Here is a 15274-nt window from a genome sequence, read left to right as displayed (position 1 = left end):
TTAACCTAATGAAATAGTTATTTTTTGGTTTGATAATTCTAAATCATAAGTTTTTTCAGATTTATGATTTAATAAATATTCTACGGCATCATCAAGTTTTTTCTTGTCTTGAGGATTGTTAATTATTTCCATAACATCATCACTAATTAAAGAATTCTCAGTTGAAAATTCTGAAGAAACTCCTGAAAATAATATATTGAGAGTTTTTCTCAAGCTATTTTTTATTTTGTTTACTTTCATAAGTCTATTTAATTTAGTTTTACAAATTTATATAAAAACATGTATAATATTTCTAATTTAACATTTTTTTCGTAACTACCCAAACAACTCACTCACCACATCTTCAATCTTTGCCACTAAAACAATTTTGATTCCTGTATTTTTCAACGAAATTTTATTGTGTTTGGAAACAAAAATCGTGGTAAATCCTAATTTTTCTGCTTCTTGAATGCGTTGTTCAATACGGTTAACGGGTCTAATTTCGCCTGAAAGCCCTACTTCTCCTGCAAAGCAAAAACCTTCGGCAATAGCAATGTCTTCGTTTGAAGATAAAATAGCAGCCACAACCGCTAAATCAATTGCTGTGTCTTCAACTGAAATTCCGCCCGTTACGTTTAAGAATACGTCTTTGGTGCCTAGTCTGAAACCAGCACGTTTTTCTAAAACAGCTAAAATCATGTTCAAGCGTTTGGCGTTGTAACCTGTGGTGCTGCGTTGTGGCGTTCCATAAACTGCGGTGCTTACTAAAGCCTGAATTTCAATCATCAACGGACGCATGCCTTCTAAAGTGGTAGCAATTGCCGTTCCTGAAAGTTGCTCGTCTTTATGTGAAATCAAAATTTCAGAAGGATTATCCACTTCACGCAAACCCGAACCTTGCATTTCGTAAATACCTAATTCGGCAGTAGAACCAAAACGGTTTTTCAACGAACGTAAAATACGGTAAACATGATTTCTGTCGCCTTCAAATTGTAAAACCGTATCGACCATGTGTTCCAAAATCTTTGGTCCAGCGATGGTTCCGTCTTTTGTAATGTGACCGATTAGAAGAACAGGAGTGTTGGTTTCTTTGGCAAATTTTATCAACTCAGCCGTACATTCTCTAATCTGAGAAATACTTCCCGCAGACGATTCAATATAATCGGTATGTAAAGTTTGAATCGAATCGATAATCACAATATCAGGTTCAATTTCTAAAATTTGACGGAAGATATTTTGGGTTTTGGTTTCGGTTAAAATGTAGCAATTATCGCCATTAGAAGTAATGCGTTCGGCACGCATTTTAATCTGTTTTTGGCTTTCTTCTCCCGAAACATAAAGCGTTTTGTAAGGTAGTTTTAAAGCAATTTGCAACAGCAACGTACTTTTTCCAATTCCTGGTTCGCCTCCTAATAAAGTTAAGGAGCCCGGAACCAATCCGCCACCCAAAACCCGATTCAACTCGTTATCTGTTGTGTTCAATCGGATTTCTTGTGCGGTATCTATTTCTTTAATCAGTAAAGGTTTGGTTGCGGCTTTTGAAGTAGCACTAGTGGTTTTCCAAGCTACTTTTTCTTCTTTTTGAACCAATTCTTCTACAATGGTATTCCATTCTTTGCAAGCATTACATTGACCTTGCCATTTTGAATATTGGGTGCCACAGTTTTGGCAAAAGAAAGCCGTTTTTACTTTACTCATTTTGTTTTATTCTGTTTTTTCTGTTGGAGTTTCTGCTGGAGCTTCTTCAGTAGGTTTGTCTTCTTTCCCTTTTAAAGCTTCGGCTTTATTCAGCATATAATCTTTGGTTAATTCTCTAATTTCTTCTTGTGTATAAGCTTTTTGATATTCTTTTAATGCTTTTTTAAAGTTACCTGTTTTTTCATAGTACATAGCTTGGTGATAGGTTCCTAAGATTGTTTTTGGGTAATGTTTATTAGCATAATTAGACAACGTTTGAAAATCCTCATAAGCTTTGTTTTTCATAATAGCTGCTTCAATAGCTTTGAAATCGGATAGTCTTGGTTTAATTTGTAGGCCTAATTTTGTATTTAAATCATCATATTTTTTAATTAAATAATCAGTATAGCCCGATTCTAATTTTAATATTTTGTCTTGGAATTCTACCATAGAAATAGGTTGGTAGCCATCAAAAATGAAATATAGTGCATTAGGAATTGCTTTTGCAACCAAAGAATAATGTGATGCTCCTTTAAAAGTATCGTTTTGATATTTAAAAGTTGGATTTGGAATCGCTTTAATATTTGTGTCTAATTCGGTTGCTTTTTCATTGATTTCTGGCAAATCACTTTCACCGGTTGCTTGATAGTAAAATACTGGTTTTGTAATTTTTGTCAAGCGCTCGGCTACTCTAGTTTCCATAGCTGGTGCCATTTCTGGAGCTAACGAAATGTAGGCATTAAATATTGGGTTGTCTTTGTATAAATAAAAATTTAAGAATCCAGCGGTTGTGTCATGACCTGCAACTACTCTAAAAGGAAGTGTTCTGTATTTTGATTCAACATAAGGATACAATTCTTGCCCTACAAATTCAAAGAAATTTGCCCCAGTTCCAGATGGAAATCCTGCTTCATCAAATTCGCTATCAGCAAAACGAGTTTCTCCATTGTTTTGGTTAATAGCAATGATAATCATTTCAGGTAAATCGTCCCAATAACTACCATATTTTAAAACACCTTCAAAAGGATCTAGTAAATATTCCCCATCCAATAAAACTAATGTAGGGTATTTTTTTTCGGGACTTGTTTCGTAAGAAGGCGGCGTAACCACTGTAAAAGTTCTTGTTCCAATCTTTTTTGATTCAAGTGATTCATTAGTACGTTGTGCAAAAAGCGCATTAGTAGCTAATAAAATTAGCAATAGTAGTTTGGTTTTCATTATAAATAGTTTGGTTAAATGGAGTAGCAATTTACTAATTTATTTCTTATTTAATACAGGTAAAAGCAAATAAGATAATAAACCAAGAAATATAGTTAAAAGCGTTTGAGATGTCCAAATTAACCATCCAAAAGCGACACTAATATCATTTGAAATGCCATACAATGAAAAAATCATAGCTATCGCTAGCGGATAAGCGCCAAGACCTCCATTTGTAAAACCTACAGCAAGCGTGCCAAAAATAAAGCCCATAACTACTACATCAAAACTAATATTTGTTGTTTCAGGCAATGCGAAAATAGTCACATAAAACATAATTAAGTATGAAAACCATATAAAAAATGAATGAAAAATGTAATTCCATTTATCTTTCATTTTTAAGATACTTTGCATACCTTCAATTAATCCGGCTAATTTTTGTTTTAGTTTTAAAATAATTTTCCATTCGGCATAAATCCAAACTAAAATAAATATGATAAACATTAAGAAACCCGCAATTGAAACCCAGATTAAAGTTTCAAATTTTACGTTTTTTTCGAGCAAAAAGGAGTAAATTTTGTCATATTGAGAAACAAATCCAACGGCAACAAAAAGCAAAAAGATTAGCATATCTACAATGCGTTCCGCAACTACGGTTCCAAATGCTTTGTCAAAGGGCACGTTTTCATATTTTTTAAGCAAAGCAGCTCTAGAAATTTCTCCTGAACGCGGAATGGTTAAATTGACCAAATAAGAAACACAAACCGTCATTAAATCATTGCGAAATTTAGTTTGATAACCTAAATGCTGTAAAGCAAATTTCCAGCGATAAGCTCTTGACCAATAGCCAAAAAGAGCAACAAAAAGTGATAAAAAAACATAAAAATAATCAGCCTTCAAAAAGCTAATTTTAATTTTCTCTAATTCGTTAGGTGTTAATGTCGTAAATTGATAATAGATTATTCCTATTCCGATGAGTAATGGAATAATTAAGCTTAAAAATTTACGAATAGGTGTTTTCAAACTACGTTAAAGAGTTGTCTTTTTCGTTAGGAAAAACTAAAGTAGGTTTGAATTTTTTTGCTTCTTCAAAATCCATAATTCCATAGGAAATGATGATAACGATATCGCCACGGTGTACTTTTCGAGCCGCAGGTCCGTTTAATGTAATTTCGCCAGTATTTCTTGGTCCTTTGATAGCATACGTTTCTAATCGTTCTCCATTATTAATGTTAACGATTTGTACTTTTTCACCTTCGATAATGTTAGAAGCTTCCATTAACGCTTCATCGATGGTGATACTTCCTATATAATTCAAATCAGCACCCGTTACGGTTACTCTATGAATTTTCGATTTTACTACTTGAATTTGCATGATGCAAAGGTAATTAATTTAGTGAAATATTATCAATTAATCGGATATTCTCTATAAAAATTGCGATGAAACCGCGATATTTTTTATCTGATTCTTTTTCAGAAATAGGTAAAAGTGTTGCTTCGTCAGCAATTTCAAAATATTCTAATTCAAATTCAGGATGTTTTTCAAACGATTCTTCTACAAAATGAATTGTTTCTGCAATAGATTTTTCTTGAAAAATTTCTTTGGCTTCGGTTAAAATCTCAAAAATTAGTGCGGCTTTTTTTCTAGCTTCGGGAGAAAGTCTTTCGTTTCTAGAGCTCATAGCTAAGCCACTTTTTTCTCTAAAAATAGGACAACCAATTATATGAACTGGGAGTTTATGTTTGGAAACTAATTTTTTTACAATTTGGAGTTGTTGAAAATCTTTTTCACCAAAATAAGCATTGTTTGGTTGAATAATTTCAAATAATCGTTTTACAATTGTTCCTACACCATCAAAATGGCCAGGTCTATGTTGTCCTTCCATTTGGTGTTCTAAACCATCATATTCAAATGATTGTGAAACGGTATTTCCTTCATAAATATCTAAAACAGCAGGGGCATAAACAATAATTTTATTGCTAATAGTGCTCATTTTTTCAACATCTTTTTCAAGCGTTCTTGGGTATTTTTCAAGGTCTTCCGCATTATTAAATTGTGTTGGATTTACAAAAATGCTCATCACGGTGATATCGTTTTCTGCAAGCGATTTTTTTAATAAAGACAAATGTCCTTCATGAAGCGCACCCATTGTTGGAACAAATCCTATTGATTTATTTTGATTGATTAATGGGCTTAAAAAAGCACTTAAATCAGACTTTTTGTTAAAAATGAGCATTTTGATAAAGGTTAATTGAGATGCAAACTTACTATTTTAGTGGATAAATCCATAAAATTTTGTAATTTTGCAAGGTTTTTTAAAACAATAATTAACTAGAATACATTATGGAAGACAAGAGGATATTGTATGTATCATCTGAAGTGGTGCCTTATTTAGCTGAAAACGAAGTGTCGTTGCAGTCGTATGAAATGCCTAAAATGATTAATGATTTAGGAGGTCAAATACGAATTTTTATGCCTAGATATGGTAATATTAACGAGAGAAGACATCAATTGCATGAAGTTATCCGTTTATCTGGAATGAACTTAGTTGTCAATGATATGGATATGCCTCTAATTATTAAAGTAGCTTCAATTCCGAAAGAAAGAATTCAGGTTTACTTTATTGATAATGACGAATATTTTAAAAGAAAAGCAACTTTTTCAGACGAAGAAGGTGTTTTGTATCCAGATAATGACGAAAGAGCTATTTTCTTTGCTAAAGGAGTAGTTGAAACGGTTAAAAAGTTAAATTGGGTTCCTGATGTAATTCACGTTCATGGATGGATGGCAGCTTTATTGCCAGTATATTTAAAACATTATTATAAAGACGAAGGAATTTTTGCAGAGACAAAAATTATATCTTCGGTCTATGAGCAAGGTTTTGAAGGAGAATTAGATGTTAATTTATTGGATAAAATATTGTTTGATAATATTTCAAAAGAAGCAGTTGATGTGATAGAAAAGCCAACTTATGAAAATATAATGAAGCTTTCAGTGATGCATTCAGATGCTGTGGTTGTTGGGTCAGAGGCGATTTCTCCAACTTTAACAAAATTTATAGAAAGTTCAAATAAACCTTTTTTACCTTTCGGCACTAAAGAAAATATGAAGGAAGTTTATCCTTTATTTATTAAGAATCAAGTTTTATAATATGAAGAATAGTTTGATAAGAATAACTGCAATTGTTTTAGGTTTATTTGGTTTAGTATCTTGTGATAAAGATTTTAATTCAATAGGCTCTGATGTTTTAGGTGACGATCACTTTGATTTAGAGAAGTATGAAGTACAAAATCTTGTTGCATACACAAAACCAACAGGTGCGGTTCAATCAAATAATTTGCCTGTAAACGCATTAGGGATATATGAAAACCCTGCTTTTGGAACTACAACTGCACATTTTGTAACTCAATTAGAATTAACAAGAACATATAATGAACCAGAAAAGATTATAGGTGAAAATTTTACATTTAATTCAACGGATTCAGTGTATTTGTATGTTCCTTATTTCGCTACAGATACTGAAGTTGTTGATGAAAACACTAAGTTAAAAATTTATGAACTTGATTCAATTTATGGAGATTTAAATACAACATTTGATTTAAAGATTTATGAAAACGGGTATTATCTAAATGATTTTAGTGCGGCTGAAGACTTTCAAAACAGTCAAAAGCATTATACAGATGAAACAAATAAGTTTGATTCAAATGTAGGAGCTCAATTAAATACAAGTTCTGATATTTATCAAAATACGAGTTTTAAGTTTAATAGTAATGAAATAGTTTTATATAAATCTAAATTATTAGACAATGGAACATATGTTTACGTTGATGAAGACGGAGAAACGCTAAGTAGTCAAAGTGATATTACTGTAAGGATAATAAAAGAAAGGATGAATCCAGGAATGTGGATAAATTTAGATAAAAATATTTTAAAAAACAGAATTTTAGAAGCATCGTTAGACGGGAAATTATATAACAATAATGTTTTTAAAGAATATTTTAAAGGTCTTTATTTTAAAACTCAACAAACCTCTGCTGGAGCTGGAGCTATGGCAATGTTGGATTTTTCAAAAGGATATGTTGTCATACAATATCATTCTGATATAACGACTACGGATAGTGATGGAAATGTAACAACAACTAATGCTAAAAGAAAGTTGAAATTAACATTTGGAGGAAATACAGTTAATTTATTAAATCATTCAAATGCTGCAAATTATCAAAATTCATTAAATAATTCTAATGATGTTGTTGGGAATGATAGATTGTATATTAAAGGGAATAATGGCTCTATGGCTTTTATAGATTTGTTTGGAGCAGATGATAGTGATCCAGATGACATTCCCGAAGAATTAGAAAACTTAAGAGCTAATAATTGGTTGATAAACGATGCCTTTTTAATTTTTTATGTTGATAAAACGGCAATGAGTAATTCATCAATTTCTGAACCAAATAGGATTTTACTTTTTGACGCCACAAATAATAAGCCATTGTTAGATTATTCAATTGATACATCTGTGAGTTCAAACTCAAAAAAGAATAAGTATAATTATGGAGGAATAGTTGAATTGGAAGATGTTGAAAATGGAAGGGCAGTTAAATATAAAGTTAGAATAACCAACCAAATTAGAAACATAATTAATAGTGAAGATGAGGATTTAAATAAAAATATTAGACTTGGATTATGTGTAACGGAAAACATTAATTTGTCTAGTAATGCATATTTAAAAACTCCAATATCTATTAATGGAGATGAGGTAGAGTTTACACCTATTGGTAACGTCATAAACCCATTAGGGACTATTTTATATGGTAATAATGTTGCTCCAGCGGATGAAGCAAAAAAATTAAAATTACAAATATTTTACACCAAACCTAACTAATATTATATGTGTGGAATTGTAGGTTATATAGGTCATAGAGATGCATATCCTGTAATCATAAAAGGGTTACACAGATTAGAATATAGAGGTTATGATAGTGCTGGTATTGTGCTATATGACGGAAAAGATTTGAAATTATCAAAAACCAAAGGAAAAGTTTCAGACCTTGAAGCTAAAGCTGAAAGCGAGAAAACAACGATTGGTAAAATTGGAATGGGTCATACACGTTGGGCAACTCACGGGGTTCCTAATGATGTAAACTCACACCCACACTTCTCAAATTCAGGTAAATTAGTGATTATTCATAATGGAATCATCGAAAATTATGAGCCATTAAAACAAGAATTAATCAAAAGAGGTTATACTTTCAAATCTGATACTGATACAGAAGTATTGGTAAATCTGATTGAAGAAGTTAAGAAAAAAGAAAATTGTAAACTTGGAAAAGCAGTGCAAATTGCATTAAATCAAGTTATTGGAGCTTATGCGATAGCAGTAATCGATGTTGAAAAACCAGATGAAATTATTGTAGCGCGTTTAGGAAGCCCATTAGCAATTGGAATTGGTGAAGACGAGTTTTTTATCGCGTCAGATGCAACTCCATTTATTGAATATACGTCTAATGCTATTTATTTAGAAGATGAAGAAATGGCAATTGTACGCTTACACAAACCGTTAAAAGTTAGAAAAATCAAAGACGATTCATTGGTTGATCCTTATATTCAGGAACTTCAATTAAACTTGGAGCAAATTGAAAAAGGTGGTTATGATCATTTCATGATGAAAGAAATCTATGAACAACCAAGCGTAATCAAAGATACTTACAGAGGAAGGCTTTTGGCAAACAAAGGAATTATCCAAATGTCAGGGGTTGAAGATAATTTAGAAAAATTTTTAAATGCAAAACGAATCCTAATAGTTGCTTGTGGAACTTCATGGCATGCAGGATTAGTAGCAGAATATATTATCGAAGAATTTTCAAGAATTCCAGTAGAAGTAGAATATGCCTCAGAATTCCGATATAGAAATCCAATCATTAATAAAGATGATGTAGTTATCGCAATTTCACAATCAGGTGAAACGGCAGATACTTTGGCAGCGATCAAATTAGCTAAAGAAAGCGGAGCTTTTGTGTTTGGAGTTTGTAATGTTGTAGGTTCGTCAATTTCTCGCGAAACACACGCAGGTGCTTACACACACGCAGGTCCAGAAATTGGAGTAGCTTCAACAAAAGCCTTTACTACGCAAATTACCATTCTTACTTTGTTAGCGTTACGTTTAGCAAAAGCAAAAGGAACAATGAGTAATTCAGATTACCAACGTTATTTATTGGAATTAGAATTAATGCCTGAAAAAGTGCAAGAAGCCTTATCAACAAATGATGTTGCTAAACAAATTGCCGAAATTTACAAAGACGCAACCAATTGTTTGTACTTAGGAAGAGGTTATAACTTTCCAGTAGCTTTAGAAGGAGCATTAAAATTAAAAGAAATTTCATATATCCACGCAGAAGGTTATCCGGCAGCAGAAATGAAGCACGGTCCAATAGCTTTGATTGATGAGCATATGCCAGTAATTGTAATTGCACCTAATAAAGGACATTATGATAAAGTGGTAAGTAATATTCAAGAAATAAAATCAAGAAGTGGAAAAATTATTGCCGTAGTCACAAAAGGAGACACACAAGTAAGAGCTTTAGCTGACCACGTAATCGAAATTCCTGAAACAAACGAGCCATTTACGCCGTTATTGACCACAATTCCATTGCAATTATTGTCATATCATATTGCGGTTTTAAGAGGTTGTAATGTGGATCAACCTAGAAATTTAGCGAAATCAGTAACGGTAGAATAATATTTTAAAAGCGAAATCTCACAATTTCGCTTTTTTATTGTAAAAAATTCAAAAAATATATTGCAAAATTGTTTTAGAAAAAACTATCTTTGCACACGAAAAAATATATCTTTTTTTCAACATTAATTAGCTATTAAATAAATACATAAGCAATGTCTAGAATCACAGGAAAAGTTGCACAAATTATCGGGCCAGTTGTTGATGTCGTGTTTAACGATGCAAATGCTGAATTACCTAAAATTTACGATTCATTAGAAATCACTAAAAAGGATGGTACTTTGTTAGTACTTGAAGTTCAATCTCACATTGGTGAAAACACTGTACGTACCATTTCTATGGACTCTACAGATGGTTTAGCTAGAGGTGTTGAAGTAGTTGCTACTGGAGCGCCAATTCAAATGCCAATCGGAGGAGAAGTTTTTGGTCGTTTATTTAATGTAATTGGTGATGCAATTGATGGTTTAGGAGATTTACCTAAAGCAGGTGCAAGTGGTTTACCAATCCACAGACAAGCTCCAAAATTTGAAGACTTATCAACTTCTACTGAAGTTTTATTTACAGGTATTAAAGTAATCGACCTTATTGAGCCTTATGCAAAAGGAGGAAAAATTGGATTATTTGGTGGTGCTGGAGTAGGTAAAACAGTATTAATTCAGGAGTTGATTAACAATATTGCAAAAGGTCACGGGGGTTTATCAGTATTCGCAGGAGTAGGTGAAAGAACTCGTGAAGGAAATGACCTTTTAAGAGAGATGTTAGAATCTGGAATTATTAAATACGGTGATGATTTCATGCACTCTATGGAAAATGGTGGATGGGATTTAGCTAAAGTTGATAAAGAATTAATGAAAGATTCGAAAGCAACTTTCGTATTCGGACAAATGAATGAGCCACCAGGAGCTCGTGCTCGTGTAGCACTTTCTGGATTAACAATTGCAGAATATTTCCGTGATGGAGCTGGAGACGGACAAGGAAAAGATGTACTTTTCTTCGTAGATAACATTTTCCGTTTTACACAAGCAGGTTCTGAAGTATCGGCTTTATTAGGTCGTATGCCATCTGCGGTAGGTTACCAACCTACATTAGCAACTGAAATGGGTGCGATGCAGGAACGTATTACTTCAACGAAAAAAGGATCTATTACATCTGTACAAGCAGTTTATGTACCTGCGGATGACTTAACTGACCCGGCACCAGCAACAACGTTTGCTCACTTAGATGCTACAACAGTATTGTCTCGTAAAATTGCTGAGTTAGGTATTTATCCAGCAGTAGATCCATTAGATTCTACTTCTCGTATCTTAACTCCAGAAATCTTAGGAAATGAACATTATGCATGTGCTCAAAGAGTAAAAGAGATACTTCAAAAATACAAACAATTACAAGATATTATCGCCATCTTAGGTATGGAAGAGTTATCTGAAGATGATAAATTAGCAGTATCAAGAGCACGTCGTGTACAACGTTTCTTATCTCAACCATTCCACGTAGCGGAGCAATTTACAGGTATTCCTGGAGTATTAGTTGATATCAAAGATACTATCAAAGGATTTAACATGATTATTGATGGAGAGTTAGATCATTTACCAGAAGCGGCGTTCAACCTTAAAGGTACTATCGAAGAAGCTATTGAGGCTGGACAAAAAATGTTAGCAGAAGCATAATTTTAGTATTCAGTGTTCAGTCACAGTATTCAGTTACTCACTATTCACTAATTACTAATCACTAATCACTAATCACTTAAAGTTATGATTTTAGAAATAGTATCGCCAGAAGCTACATTATTTAAAGGAGAAGTTACTTCGGTATCAGTTCCTGGAATTAACGGTGAGTTTCAAATGCTAAATAATCACGCGCCTATCGTTTCTTTATTAGGAAAAGGGAATGTGAAAATTAATGCTCAAAACATTAAAATTGAAAAAGAATTTGTTTCTAAATTCAATAAAGTAAATGAGCAAACATTTTGGTTACCAATAAATTCTGGTACCATTGAAATGAATGAAAACAAGATTATTGTTTTAGCCGACTAAGACAATAAGATTTATACTAAAAAGTCCTGCAATTTGCAGGACTTTTTTTATTTTTGATGCTATGAAACTTCCAAAATCATTACAAGAAAAACTAAATGACCGCTTGTCAAATAATGCTTTGCGAGTTTTGCCAACACAAACGCATTTGATTGATTTTTCATCAAATGATTATCTTGGATTTGCTAGAAATGAATCTATTTTCAATCAAGCGCATCAATTACTTTTAGAAAAGAAAATAAAAATTAATGGCGCAACAGGTTCAAGGTTAATTTCAGGAAACCATAACTTATATATGGAAGCTGAAGATTTTATTTCAAAATTCCATCAATCTGAATCGGCTTTAATTTTTAACTCTGGTTATGATGCCAATGTTGGTTTTTTTAGCGCTATTCCACAACGAAATGATATAATTCTTTATGATGAATTGTGTCATGCGTCAATTCGTGATGGCATTCAAATGAGTCATGCAAAAGCGTATAAGTTTCACCACAATGATACAGAAAATTTGGAAGGACTACTTTCAAAATTTCAAACTGAAGAAAGTGTAATTTATGTAGTTACAGAAACAGTTTTTTCAATGGATGGTGATGCGCCAAATATAGAGCAACTTGTTATACTTTGTGAAAAATATAAAGCTTATTTAGTAGTTGATGAAGCACATGCGTTAGGTGTTTTTGGTGATTCAGGAGAAGGAGTTTGTCAATCTTTAAATTTTCATAATGCTATTTTTGCTAGAATTATGACCTTTGGAAAAGGACTGGGCTGTCATGGCGCAGCTATTTTAGGAAGTCAACAATTAAAAGATTATTTACTCAATTTTGCACGAAGTTTTATTTATACTACAGGACTTTCTCCACATTCTGTAGCTACTATTTTAACGGCTTATCAGTATCTTACTACAGAAAAAGAAGCAATTAATACGTTAAAAGAAAACATTCAATACTTTAACCAACAAAAAATGCAACTTGGTTTAAAACCTTTGTTTGTGTATAGTAAATCTGCGATTCAATGTGCGGTTATTCCTGGGAATGAAAAAGTAAAAAATATCGCTTCACAATTGCAAGAAAACGGGTTTGATGTAAAAGCAATTCTTTCGCCAACTGTTCCTGAAGGACAAGAAAGGTTGCGTTTTTGCTTACATTCTTATAATACAAAAGAAGAAATTTTAGCTATTTTAACTCAATTAAATCAAGCTTTTTTAAAATAATGGAAAAAGAGACTTTTACACTAATAGGAACATATCAATATTCATCAGAAGCACTGATTTATAAAGGTAGGTTAGAAGCTGAAGACATAGAAGTTTATATCAGGGACAATAATACTGTTGATACCAATCCAATGTATAGTAACGCTGTTGGTGGGGTAAAATTATTTGTAAAGCAGGATGATTTTTACAAAGCAAAATCAATTTTAGAGCAAATTAGTAAGTCTTCTCTAGATGATGATAACAAACTAATTCATTGCCCTAATTGTGATACTGCGGATGTAAATTTGATTACAACAATAAAAGATAAAAAAACTTTTTTAGGTTTTATTTCGGTATTTCTATTTGGAGGATTGCCATTATTCGTAAATTATTTATACCAATGTAACTCATGCGGTTATCAATTTGAAATAAAAAAAACAGAAAACAAATGAAATTATTTATCACAGGAATTGGCACCGATGTAGGTAAAACAATAACTTCTTCCATTATTGTAGAAGCATTAGAAGCAGATTATTGGAAGCCAATTCAAGCTGGGGATTTAGAGCATTCGGATAGTCATAAAATTCAAAAATTTATCTCAAATCATAAAACAGTGATTCATGAGAGTAGTTATAAATTAAATACGCCTGCAAGCCCTCATTTGGCAGCAAAATTAGATGAAGTCACAATTGATTTAAAAATAATAAAAGAACCAAAAACAAAAAATAACCTAGTAATAGAAGGTGCTGGTGGTGTTTTTGTCCCTTTAAATAGTAGCGATTGTATCATTGATTTAATTCAAAAAGATTATAAAGTAATTGTGGTTTCAAGGCATTATTTAGGAAGTATTAACCACACATTATTAACAATTGAAGCATTAAAAAACAAAAAAATTAAAATCGCTGGAATTATTTTTTCTGGAGATGAAAATCAGGCAACGGAGGAAATTATTCTTTCCAAAACAGGTGTTGCTTGCATCGGCCGAATTGACAACGAACCATATTTTGATCAAAATGTAATTCGATATTACGCGGATAAGTTTCGTGATAATCTTTTAAACTTATAAGCAGTCACACAAAAAAATAAAAAATCATAGATTATCTTTGTGTCTAATTCTGAAATAGCTTGAGTCTTTTCTCTTTGCTATTTTCTCTATTTTTCTAAAAAATGAACCTTTCCGAAAAAGATATTTTATATAATTGGCATCCTTATACACAGCACAAAACAGCATTTCCTCATCCTGTAATAGTGAAAGGGGAAGGCGTATTACTTTGGGACCAAACAGGAAAAGAATATATTGATGCTATATCCAGTTGGTGGGTAAATCCTTTTGGACATAGTAATGCGTTTATTGCAAATGCAATTTATAAACAGTTAACTACATTAGAGCATGTCCTTTTTGGCGGATTTACTCATGAACCTGCTATTTTGCTTTCTGAAAAGTTAGCCCAAATTTTGCCACAAAATCAAAAAAAGTTTTTCTATTCCGATAATGGTTCAACGGCTGTAGAAGTTGCGCTCAAAGTGGCAATGCAATACTTTTATAATAAAGGGCAAAAACGAACCAAAATTATTGCTTTTGAAAATGCTTTTCATGGGGATACTTTTGGAGCGATGGCAGCAAGTGGAATTTCTTTTTTTACAGAGGCTTTCAAAGGTTCTTTGTTAGAAGTAATTCGTATTCCGGTTCCAACGCCTGAAAACGAAAAAGAGGTTTTTGAAACATTCCGAAAATTAGTCGAAACAAAAGATTATGCTGCATTTATTTTTGAACCTTTAGTACAAGGTGCTGCAGGAATGGTTATGTATGCGCCAGAAACTTTAGACGAATTAATTCGTATTTCAAAAGCAAATAATGTTTTCACAATTGCGGATGAAGTAATGACAGGTTTTGGTAAAACTGGTAAAAATTTTGCTTGCGATTATCTTATCGAAAAACCAGATATGATGTGTTTGTCAAAAGCATTAACAGGCGGAACAATTCCAATGGCGGTCACAAGTTTTTCGCAAGAAGTTTTTGATGGCTTTTATGCCGATGATACAAACAAAGCATTGTTTCATGGTCATACTTTTACGGCAAATCCAACAGGTTGTGCTGCAGCTTTGGCAAGTATTTCTTTGTTGTTAACACAAGAGATGCAAGACAATATTCAGCAAGTAAATGTGCAACATAAAGCATTTGAACAACGTATCAAAACCCATCCGAGAGTAAAAACGACTAGAGTATTAGGGGTTATTTTTGCATTGGAAATTAAGGTAGAAAATGAACAAGCTTATTATGGCGATTTACGAAATAAATTATATGCTTTTTTTATAGAAAATGGCATTATTTTACGCCCAGTAGGCAACATCATTTATATTTTACCGCCTTATATTATTGAACATGTTCATCTTGAAAAAATATACAGTGTAATTGAAAAAGCACTTGAAGAGGTTTACTAAAACAAAAAATCCGCTGTAGTGCGGAT

At 32.4% G+C, this 15274-nt stretch carries 15 protein-coding genes; 9 read left to right on the top strand and 6 right to left on the bottom strand.

The genetic code is table 11. The features are described from left to right. The 6 genes from G4L40_RS01060 to panC form a co-directional block, all read right to left on the bottom strand. Positions 1-213: a hypothetical protein gene (locus G4L40_RS01060; RefSeq protein ID WP_166235160.1), complete on the bottom strand. Its 213-nt coding sequence runs from the start codon at positions 211-213 to the stop codon at positions 1-3. 102 nt (positions 214-315) lie between these two features. After that, a complete protein-coding gene (gene radA / locus G4L40_RS01055; protein ID WP_166235158.1) occupies positions 316-1677 on the bottom strand; it encodes a DNA repair protein RadA in 1362 nt (453 codons plus the stop codon). A 6-nt stretch (positions 1678-1683) separates the two neighbouring features. Next, positions 1684-2874 (bottom strand): alpha/beta hydrolase, encoded by a 1191-nt coding sequence (locus G4L40_RS01050; protein ID WP_166235156.1) that lies wholly within the window; start codon positions 2872-2874, stop codon positions 1684-1686. A gap of 39 nt (positions 2875-2913) precedes the next feature. Further along, entirely contained in the window at positions 2914-3876 is a 963-nt protein-coding gene (locus tag G4L40_RS01045; protein ID WP_166235154.1) for a lysylphosphatidylglycerol synthase transmembrane domain-containing protein, read from the bottom strand. 1 nt (position 3877) lies between these two features. After that, a complete protein-coding gene (gene panD, locus G4L40_RS01040; protein WP_008255780.1) occupies positions 3878-4228 on the bottom strand; it encodes an aspartate 1-decarboxylase in 351 nt (116 codons plus the stop codon). A gap of 13 nt (positions 4229-4241) precedes the next feature. Continuing rightward, positions 4242-5090, bottom strand: a complete 849-nt coding sequence (gene panC / locus G4L40_RS01035) for a pantoate--beta-alanine ligase (protein WP_166235152.1) — start codon at positions 5088-5090, stop codon at positions 4242-4244. Positions 5091-5197: 107 nt separating this feature from the next. On the opposite strand from panC, the gene G4L40_RS01030 reads away from it, so the two are divergent. The 9 genes from G4L40_RS01030 (at position 5198) to bioA (ending at position 15248) form a co-directional block, all read left to right on the top strand. Further along, on the top strand, positions 5198-6004 hold the full coding sequence (locus G4L40_RS01030) for a glycogen/starch synthase (RefSeq protein WP_166235150.1): 807 nt from the start codon (positions 5198-5200) through the stop codon (positions 6002-6004). Position 6005: 1 nt separating this feature from the next. After that, entirely contained in the window at positions 6006-7736 is a 1731-nt protein-coding gene (locus G4L40_RS01025) for a DUF4270 domain-containing protein (RefSeq protein ID WP_166235148.1), read from the top strand. Positions 7737-7742: 6 nt separating this feature from the next. Then, positions 7743-9590, top strand: coding sequence for a glutamine--fructose-6-phosphate transaminase (isomerizing) (gene glmS, locus G4L40_RS01020; protein WP_166235146.1), 1848 nt, complete (start codon positions 7743-7745; stop codon positions 9588-9590). Positions 9591-9742: 152 nt separating this feature from the next. Further along, entirely contained in the window at positions 9743-11254 is a 1512-nt protein-coding gene (gene atpD, locus G4L40_RS01015; protein ID WP_166235144.1) for a F0F1 ATP synthase subunit beta, read from the top strand. 84 nt (positions 11255-11338) lie between these two features. Beyond that, on the top strand, positions 11339-11620 hold the full coding sequence (locus G4L40_RS01010) for a F0F1 ATP synthase subunit epsilon (protein WP_166235142.1): 282 nt from the start codon (positions 11339-11341) through the stop codon (positions 11618-11620). A 61-nt stretch (positions 11621-11681) separates the two neighbouring features. Next, complete coding sequence (locus G4L40_RS01005; RefSeq protein WP_166235140.1) at positions 11682-12827, top strand: aminotransferase class I/II-fold pyridoxal phosphate-dependent enzyme; 1146 nt, start codon at positions 11682-11684, stop codon at positions 12825-12827. Continuing rightward, positions 12827-13258, top strand: coding sequence for a putative signal transducing protein (locus G4L40_RS01000; protein ID WP_166235138.1), 432 nt, complete (start codon positions 12827-12829; stop codon positions 13256-13258). Before G4L40_RS01005 ends, G4L40_RS01000 begins: the two co-directional genes overlap by 1 nt. Further along, the gene (gene bioD, locus G4L40_RS00995; protein WP_166235136.1) at positions 13255-13872 is read left to right on the top strand and encodes a dethiobiotin synthase; all 618 of its coding nucleotides are present in this window, start codon (positions 13255-13257) and stop codon (positions 13870-13872) included. The genes G4L40_RS01000 and bioD overlap by 4 nt, the downstream gene beginning before the upstream one ends. A gap of 101 nt (positions 13873-13973) precedes the next feature. Next, a complete protein-coding gene (gene bioA, locus G4L40_RS00990; RefSeq protein ID WP_166235134.1) occupies positions 13974-15248 on the top strand; it encodes an adenosylmethionine--8-amino-7-oxononanoate transaminase in 1275 nt (424 codons plus the stop codon). Positions 15249-15274 lie beyond the last annotated feature (26 nt).

The organism is Flavobacterium celericrescens, from assembly GCF_011392075.1.
GTDB lineage: Bacteria > Bacteroidota > Bacteroidia > Flavobacteriales > Flavobacteriaceae > Flavobacterium > Flavobacterium celericrescens.
The sequence above is the reverse complement of the archived record's forward strand: the minus strand, read 5'-3'. Positions and strand labels throughout refer to the sequence as shown.